The sequence below is a fragment of the Cereibacter changlensis JA139 genome (genome assembly GCF_003034985.1).
In the GTDB taxonomy this organism is placed as follows: domain Bacteria; phylum Pseudomonadota; class Alphaproteobacteria; order Rhodobacterales; family Rhodobacteraceae; genus Cereibacter; species Cereibacter changlensis.
Window position 1 is genome coordinate 1 of sequence record NZ_PZKG01000169.1, and the last position, 6,823, is coordinate 6,823.

The 6,823-nt window shown below is 71.1% G+C and carries 4 protein-coding genes and 1 pseudogene; all 5 read right to left on the reverse strand.

The genetic code is table 11. The features are described 5' to 3' along the window. Positions 1-497, reverse strand: a pseudogene (locus C5F48_RS20625) (hypothetical protein); the annotation flags it as partial. Continuing rightward, a complete protein-coding gene (locus C5F48_RS20630; protein WP_107665667.1) occupies positions 482-1,567 on the reverse strand; it encodes a family 8 glycosyl hydrolase in 1,086 nt (361 codons plus the stop codon). The pseudogene C5F48_RS20625 and the gene C5F48_RS20630, both read right to left, overlap by 16 nt. Continuing rightward, complete coding sequence (locus tag C5F48_RS20635; RefSeq protein ID WP_107665668.1) at positions 1,564-3,816, reverse strand: cellulose biosynthesis cyclic di-GMP-binding regulatory protein BcsB; 2,253 nt, start codon at positions 3,814-3,816, stop codon at positions 1,564-1,566. The genes C5F48_RS20630 and C5F48_RS20635 overlap by 4 nt, the downstream gene beginning before the upstream one ends. After that, positions 3,813-6,143 (reverse strand): UDP-forming cellulose synthase catalytic subunit, encoded by a 2,331-nt coding sequence (gene bcsA, locus C5F48_RS20640; RefSeq protein WP_245941402.1) that lies wholly within the window; start codon positions 6,141-6,143, stop codon positions 3,813-3,815. Before bcsA ends, C5F48_RS20635 begins: the two co-directional genes overlap by 4 nt. A gap of 29 nt (positions 6,144-6,172) precedes the next feature. After that, the coding region (locus C5F48_RS25340) for a hypothetical protein (RefSeq protein WP_181247743.1) at positions 6,173-6,823 on the reverse strand (651 nt) is incomplete at its 5' end.

Genomic DNA, 6,823 nt, shown 5'->3' on the forward strand with positions numbered 1-6,823 from the left:
AGCTGCCAGGCGTTGTTCACCCGGTCGCAGCGCAGGAGCTGCGGCGAGCGCCGGGCGATCTCCACCGCCTGCTGGCTGTTGCCGCTGCGCACCGCATTGTCGAAGGCCGCCTGGGCTTCGGAAGTCTCCAGCAGCCGCGTCATCTCGTCGGGCGGGGTCCAGCTCGGGAAGGCCGCTTGGGTGTCGGTGATCGTCTTGCGCGCGCCCGTCAGGTTGCCGCTGGCGATCTCGCGGTAGATCCGGTCGATCTCGGCCGTGGGCTGGGTCTGGCGCAGCCGGGAGAGGTCAGCGGGCGGCTGCCAGCCGGGGAACTGCGCCCGGAGCCGGCGCAGCTCGGCCTCGGCCGCGGTCGTGTCGTTGCTGCCGACGTAATAGTTCAGCGCTTCGAGGTCGCGCGGCGAGGGCGCGGCCCCCTGCCCCAGCGCAGGGCCGGAGACGGCGGCGACGCAGGCGAGCGCGACCGCGACGCGGCGCAGACGGGTCAGATCGGAACGCATGCTGAATAACCTTCGACTTGCGCGACGAGCGCCATGAGATGCAGGGTCGCGGGATAATAGGGCTGGTCAATGGTGAAGGGCGGAATGGCCGCGCCGGGCCGCCCGGACAGCGCGCAGGACGCGAGCGCCGGGGTGGCGCGATAGCCGGCGTCGGCGCTCTGCTCGCGCACCGCGCCGCTGATGCCGTCGAACACCACCGGGTCGATCATCCCCCCCTGCACCGCCTGCTCGTGGTCGGTCGCGTAGCGCCGCAGCGCCGGGCTGGCGGTGAGGCCGGACCAGAGCAGGAACAGCGGCACCCGCATCGCGTCATAGCCGGAATGCGGCGAGAGATCCGGCGCCGCGACATGGCCGGTGGGGGTGACGAGGGTCCAGTCCGGCACCGGGCCGGTCTGCGAGATCTCGTTGATCCAGTCAACGCCGTCCTGCGCGCATTGCGCCAGACGGGCCTGCCCGGTGGCCTCGGCCAGCTCACGCATGGCGCGCGGCATGTAGTAGGACGGGTTCAGCACCACCCCCGCCTCGGAGTTGAAGCCCTCGACCGCCGGGAGGAAGACCAGCCGCGCCGAACCGTCGGGATGCGGCGCGACGCAGGTCAGCGCCAGCGCGTCGGCCAGCTCTTTGGCCCGGGCTTGGTGCTTGTCGGTGTCGAAGGCCTCCCGCGCCCGGACCAGCGCCCAGGCGTAGAACAGGTCGCCGTCGCTGGCGTTGTTGCGATCCGGCACCGCCACTGCCACGTCGGGCAGCCAGCGCCAGGCCAGAAGCCCGTCCGGGCGGCGGCCGAGATTGGTCTCGGTCCAGCCGACGATGCGGTCGAAGGCGGCTCGGTCGCCGAAGGTCACCGCCAGCGTCGCGCCATAGCCCTGCCCCTCGGAATGGCTGGCGCCCTTCTGCGGCCCGTCGACGATCCGGCCGGAGGGCAGCAGGAAGGCGGCCTTCCAGGCGGCCCAGGCCTCCTGCAGCGGGTGGTCGGCCCCCAGCAGCAGCGGCTGTTCGGGGGTCTGAGACCGGGCGCGGCCGGCCAGAATCAGGCTGGCGGCTCCGGCGCAAAGCAGAGTGCGGCGCTTCATTTCTTCCGGTTCCCTCGGGTAGACACAACGAAATAGAGTGCGAGCAGCGCCGTGATCCAGGCCAGGCCGAGCATCGCTGCGGTGAGCGCGCGCGGTTGCCATGACACGAGGTTGCCCAGCACGGGGCGTATGTTGCCGATCGCCAGCGGCTCCAGCAGCACCGGGCGGGCGTCGGCCGCGGTCCAGCTGGCCCAGCTGCCGTCGCGGCGCAGCACCGAGATCTGGCCATGCGGCCCGCCTGCCGAGCGGCGCCCGGCGTCGAGATCGGCGGCGACATCGGCCGCGTCGGCGTCGGGCCCCAGCAGCAGCCAGAGCCGTTCGGGCTCGTCCGGCTCCAGCGACATCAGCACGGCCACGCCCTGCTGTTCGGCAAGCCAGGGCTGCAGCAGGCCATCGCCGGGGTGCAGCAGGCGGTCGATGCCGCGCTCCAACGGGGCGCGCACTGCGGCCCAGGCGCGGTCCACCCAACCCGGCAGCGTCCAGCTGGCAGAGCGCGGCTCGACCGGGTTCGCCGGCATCAGCCGCGCGGGGCCGGTGTTGACCGGCTCCTCCACGGGTTCCGGTTTTGGCTGGGCCAGAGCCGCCGGCGCCACGGGCGGCAGCAGCACCGTCTCCAGGTCCCGCGCGGCGATGCCACGCTGGGTCAGCGGCAGCAGCGAGGCATCGGCGAAGCCGACCACGGTCAGCGCCCCCGCGCCCTGCGTCTCGACCGGCGTCAGCGCAGCGACGAAGGGCAGCACGCCGTCACCCACCTGCCCCAGCCCTTGGACATCGCCGCCACCCAGCCCGGAGAGGGTGCGCGCCATGTCGGGCTGCTGCATCTTCGGGCTCGGCGGCACCAGCAGGCTGGAGCTGTCGAGGATGGTCAGCATGTCGGTGTCGCGGGTCGGACAGGGTTCGTCCGCCGGATCGCCGGGAATGATCGACTCGAAGCTCAGCGCGTTCAGCCCGGGCCGGAGCAGCCGGGCGCTGAAGCTGACCGGAAGGCGCGGCTGGATCTTGCCGCCGTTGCGGTCCAGCGGCAGCATCCGCACCGTCGTTCCGTTCACCTTCACCAGCACCAGCCCGCCCTCCGGCAGGTTCTCGGCAAAGCCGTAATCGAGCTCGACCGTAGCCTTCTGCGAGGCGAGCAGCAGCCAGTCCTCCGGCAGGCGGAAGCCGAGGTCGCGGCGGAAGTAGTATTCGCTGGAGACAACCGTGGTGAAGCCCAGGTCGGCGAAGGCGGTCTCCTGCCCCGGCTGCAGCATCACCGGCTGCGCCAGCGTCAGCGGGTCGGGGACGCCGGACAGCGCCTCGGTGATCAGCGCCGGGTCGGCGGCCTGGCCCGGCGGATGCTCGATCACCAGCACCAGCGCGCCGTCGCCGCCCTGCTGCACCGAAACCGCACTGCGGTTCGAGGGCAGCAGGCTGATCCGGGCCTGCGCCGGGCGTTCGGCGACGGCCCAGGGCGAGGCGACGGTCAGCGGCAGCGGCGCGCCGCCGGTCGCCTGACCGAGCGCGCCGGCGATGGCGCGCAGCGTCTCGGGATCGACCTTCTGACCGCGGATCCCCACCGCCTGCCCGCCTCCCGCCTGCGCGGCCAGCGCTGCGACGAAGCCGGCGGCATCGGGCCGCACCGCGAGCGGCTCCATCTGCACGCCGCTCTGCGACAGGTCGAGATCGGTCCAGAGCGCGAAGCTCGCATCGGGGCCGCAGAAGATCCGGTGGCGCTGGCTGGCGCGCAGCGTGACGATGTTCTCGCCGGCCCGCGCCTGCGAGCCCGCCAGCGGCAGCGAGACCGTGGCCAGCGTGCCGAAACTGTCGGGGCGGAAGCTGCCCAGCTTGCGGCCGTTCAGCAGCACCTCGATCTCAGAGCCTTGCGGCAGGACGTTGACGCTGCTGCGATGCGCCAGCGTGAGCCTGCCGCTCAGCGCGGCGGGCGGCAGCACCAGGCGGAAGGCGCCCTCGCTGGCCTGGCCCTGCAGCCGCGCCATGTCGTTGGCGCCGCTCTTGCCCGAGAGCGGCCGCAGCGGGAAGAGCCAGGGCGCCGTCGACCGGCTCTTGACGGTGGAGTTGCGCAGCAGCACCGAAGGCACAGCCGGCTCGGCGGGAGCGGCGTCATCCTGCTCCCCCAGCCCTTCGATGACGATCATCGGCACGGCGTCGGCGTCGCCTGCCGTCGAGGCGGAGGGGCCCTGCGCCTGTGCCTGCCCATGTGCCGCCGGAGCCCAGAGCGCGGCCACCAGAAGGCCCGTGACCAGCCGGGTCATTGCGCCCCCCGCAGGATCGGGCTCACCGGGGCGTCGACGACCGCCACCACCGGAACGGCCGGGGCCGGCGTATCGGTCTCGCGGCTGAAATCGGCGCCGAAGGCCAGAAGATGCGCCGGCTTGCTGCGCGGCTGCTCGACGTCGAGCCGCGAGCGGCGCGCCGGCTCGCGCAGGAAGTCGCGCAGCGTCCGCGGGATCGAGGCGATGGCCAGCCACAGCACATAACCCATGCCGGCCAGCATCCCCTTGCGGCGGCTGGTCGACTGGCGCATCCGCAGCCAGTTCTCGCTTTCGCCGAAGATCAGATAGGCCACGGTCTCGCGCACCTCGAAGGATTGGTCGGCATCGAACAGCAGGCCGACGGTCACCGTCGCCCCTTCGCGCGTCACCATCCGCACCCGCGCCCGCACCGGGCGCTCCAGATGCGGCGCGTCGGGGAAGCTCGGCTTGAAGTGCAGCGTCTCGCCCGGCTCGATGCTGACCCGGCCCTCTGTCGAGGGCGGCAGCCGCAGCGTCACCCGGGCGCCGCCGGTCGAGGCGTCCAGCACCATGGCCGGCATCGCCAGATCGCCGAGCGAGCTGGCCCGCACCTCGGCCGTGGTCTGCATCAGCACCCGCGGGGCCGAGCGGCGCTGCTGCTTCTCGGCCACGGCGCGCAGCGCCAGCGACATCAGGAGGAAGTTGAAGATCGCCCAGCCGCCGACCACCGCCAGCACCGACCGGTCGCCCGGGAAGGCGATCCAGCGGATCACCAGCGCCACCACCCCGGCCAGCATCAGAAGGAAGACCGCCAGCAGCGGCTTGTAGATAGGCGAGATGTAGTCTTCCGACAGCGTCTCGTCCTTGGCGGTCACGTTGAACTTGGCCCCCCGCGGCTTGATCAGGGTGCCGATCACCGCCTTGGCCAGATAGGGCGCCTGCGCCACCTCGTAGATCTCGGAGATCAGCGGCCAGCGGTGTCGCGCGAAGAGCGCGTTCTGCACCATGAAGCTGATGGCGAGGTAGCCCAGCGCATAGGCCAGCACCTCCTCGAAGGTGGAGACGAAGATCTGGATGCCGAAGAACAGGTAGACCAAGGGCGCCAGCAGGAAGACCATGCGCACGATGGGAAACAGCCAGAAGCTCATCGAGTTGATGTAGCAGAGCCGCTGGGTGGCCCCCAGCCCGCGGCGGAACAGCGGGTTCTTCAGCATCAGCATCTGCATCATCCCGGCCGCCCAGCGCCCGCGCTGCTGGATGAAGGAGGCGAAGGTCTCCGGCTGCAGCCCGGCGATCATCGCCCGGTTGATGTAGAGGCTCTTCCAGCCGCTTGCATGGATCTCCAGCGCGGTCTCGGCGTCCTCGGTGATGGTCTCGCCGGCGAAGCCGCCCACCGAATCCAGCGCCTTGCGCCGCAGCACGGCGGCCGAGCCGCAGAAGAACGCCCCGCCCCAGCGGTCGAGCCCACGGTGGATGAAGCTGTAGAACATCTCGTTCTCCGGCGGGCATTCCTCGGACAGGCCGAGGTTGCGCTGGATCGGGTCCTTGTTGATGAAGAAGTGCGGCGTCTGCACGAGGAACAGCTTGGGATCCTCGACGAAATAGCCGACGGTCCGCGCCAGGAAGTCCCGGCTCGGCACGTGGTCGGCATCGAAGACCACGACGAGATCGCCGTTCAGCTTCTCCAGCGCCGCCGACATGTTGCCGGCCTTGGCGTTCTCGTTGCGGGCCCGGGTCGAATAGGTCACGCCGAGGTCGCGGCACAGCTGCTGCAACTCGCGCCGCCGCGCCTGCGACTTCTGCGCGAGCTCCGGATCGTCGGACTGGCAGCGCTGGTCGGTGCCGCCGTCATCACAGAGCACCACGGTGCGCAGCCGCGCCGGGTAGATCATGTTCTTGGCCGCCGACAGCGTGACCGACAGCATCTCAGTCGGCTCGTTGTAGGAGGGCACCAGGATGTCGACCCGCGGCAGGTCCTCGGTCGCCACCTTCGGCGGGAAGGGCCGCTCGGTCGGGTCGGCGGTGAGGAAGCCGTTCAGGAAGAACACGAGGATCGAGTAGGTCTCGATCGCGAAGAGGATCGCGCCGATGATGAAGGAGGGCGTCAGCCCGACCGGCGGCAGCGTCTCGTGCAGCCGCCAGGACCAGTAGCGCATCACCGACACGCTGGCGGTCGCGATCAGGAAGAAGCGCACCCCGATATGTTCGGCGAAGGGCTTCAGCACCGCCACCACGACGACGGTGGCGATGGCCAGCATCGCCTGCGCCGTCGTCGAGGTCGGCACGCTGGCCAGCAGCGCGACGGGCACCAGCAGGAGAACCCACAGCGCCAGGATGAGGTAGGACATGAGGCCGCCACTCTTGCGCTGCATCGAGCTCATGGCATGGGTGCCGCGAGCGGCGAGATCGAGCGGCTGATCCGCGGCCCCGGCCCGACGGAGGAGCCGGGGTAGTAGGCGACGCTCTCGGCCATGATCGGCGCCAGCGCGTCATCGACGGTGCCGGGGACGCAGTTGCGCAGCATCATGTCCAGCGCATTGGTGCCGCGCGGCAGCGGGCGGCCCTCGACCGTGGCGCGGCGCAGGCCCAGCACGCAGATCGTGTTGCTGCCGACGCGCTTCTCGCTCCAGAAATAGGTGCCGAGCGCATCCTCGCGCGACCGCAGATCGGCGTTGTTCAGCCCGGTGAAGGGCTCCGGCGCGCCGCCCACCCGGACGAGGAACTCGTCCAGCTGGAAGCGCGGACGGTCCGCGCCGTCGCCCACCCGGGCGCGCAGCAGGATGCGGTTGTCGCCGCGCAGCGCCGTCATGTTGGGCAGCGCCACGATCTGCTCCTGCTCGCCGCCAAGGCTGCGCTCCAGCGTCAGCAGACCCTGCGGCGCGGTGATCCAGGCGCGGTTGTCGGGGACCAGCCGCAGCTGGCTGACATCCTCGCGCTCCTTCAGGGTGGGCACACCGGGCAGGCTCAGGTTTGCGCAGGCCGTCAGCAGGCAAAGACCCGAAAGAGCCGCCAGTCGGGTGAAAAGTGC

Coding starts and splice junctions, on each gene's coding strand:
- C5F48_RS20630 (WP_107665667.1), bottom strand. CDS start 1,567: ATGAAGCGCCGCACTCTGCTTTGCGCCGGAGCCGCCAGCCTGATTCTG.
- C5F48_RS20635 (WP_107665668.1), bottom strand. CDS start 3,816: ATGACCCGGCTGGTCACGGGCCTTCTGGTGGCCGCGCTCTGGGCTCCG.
- bcsA (WP_245941402.1), bottom strand. CDS start 6,143: ATGTCCTACCTCATCCTGGCGCTGTGGGTTCTCCTGCTGGTGCCCGTC.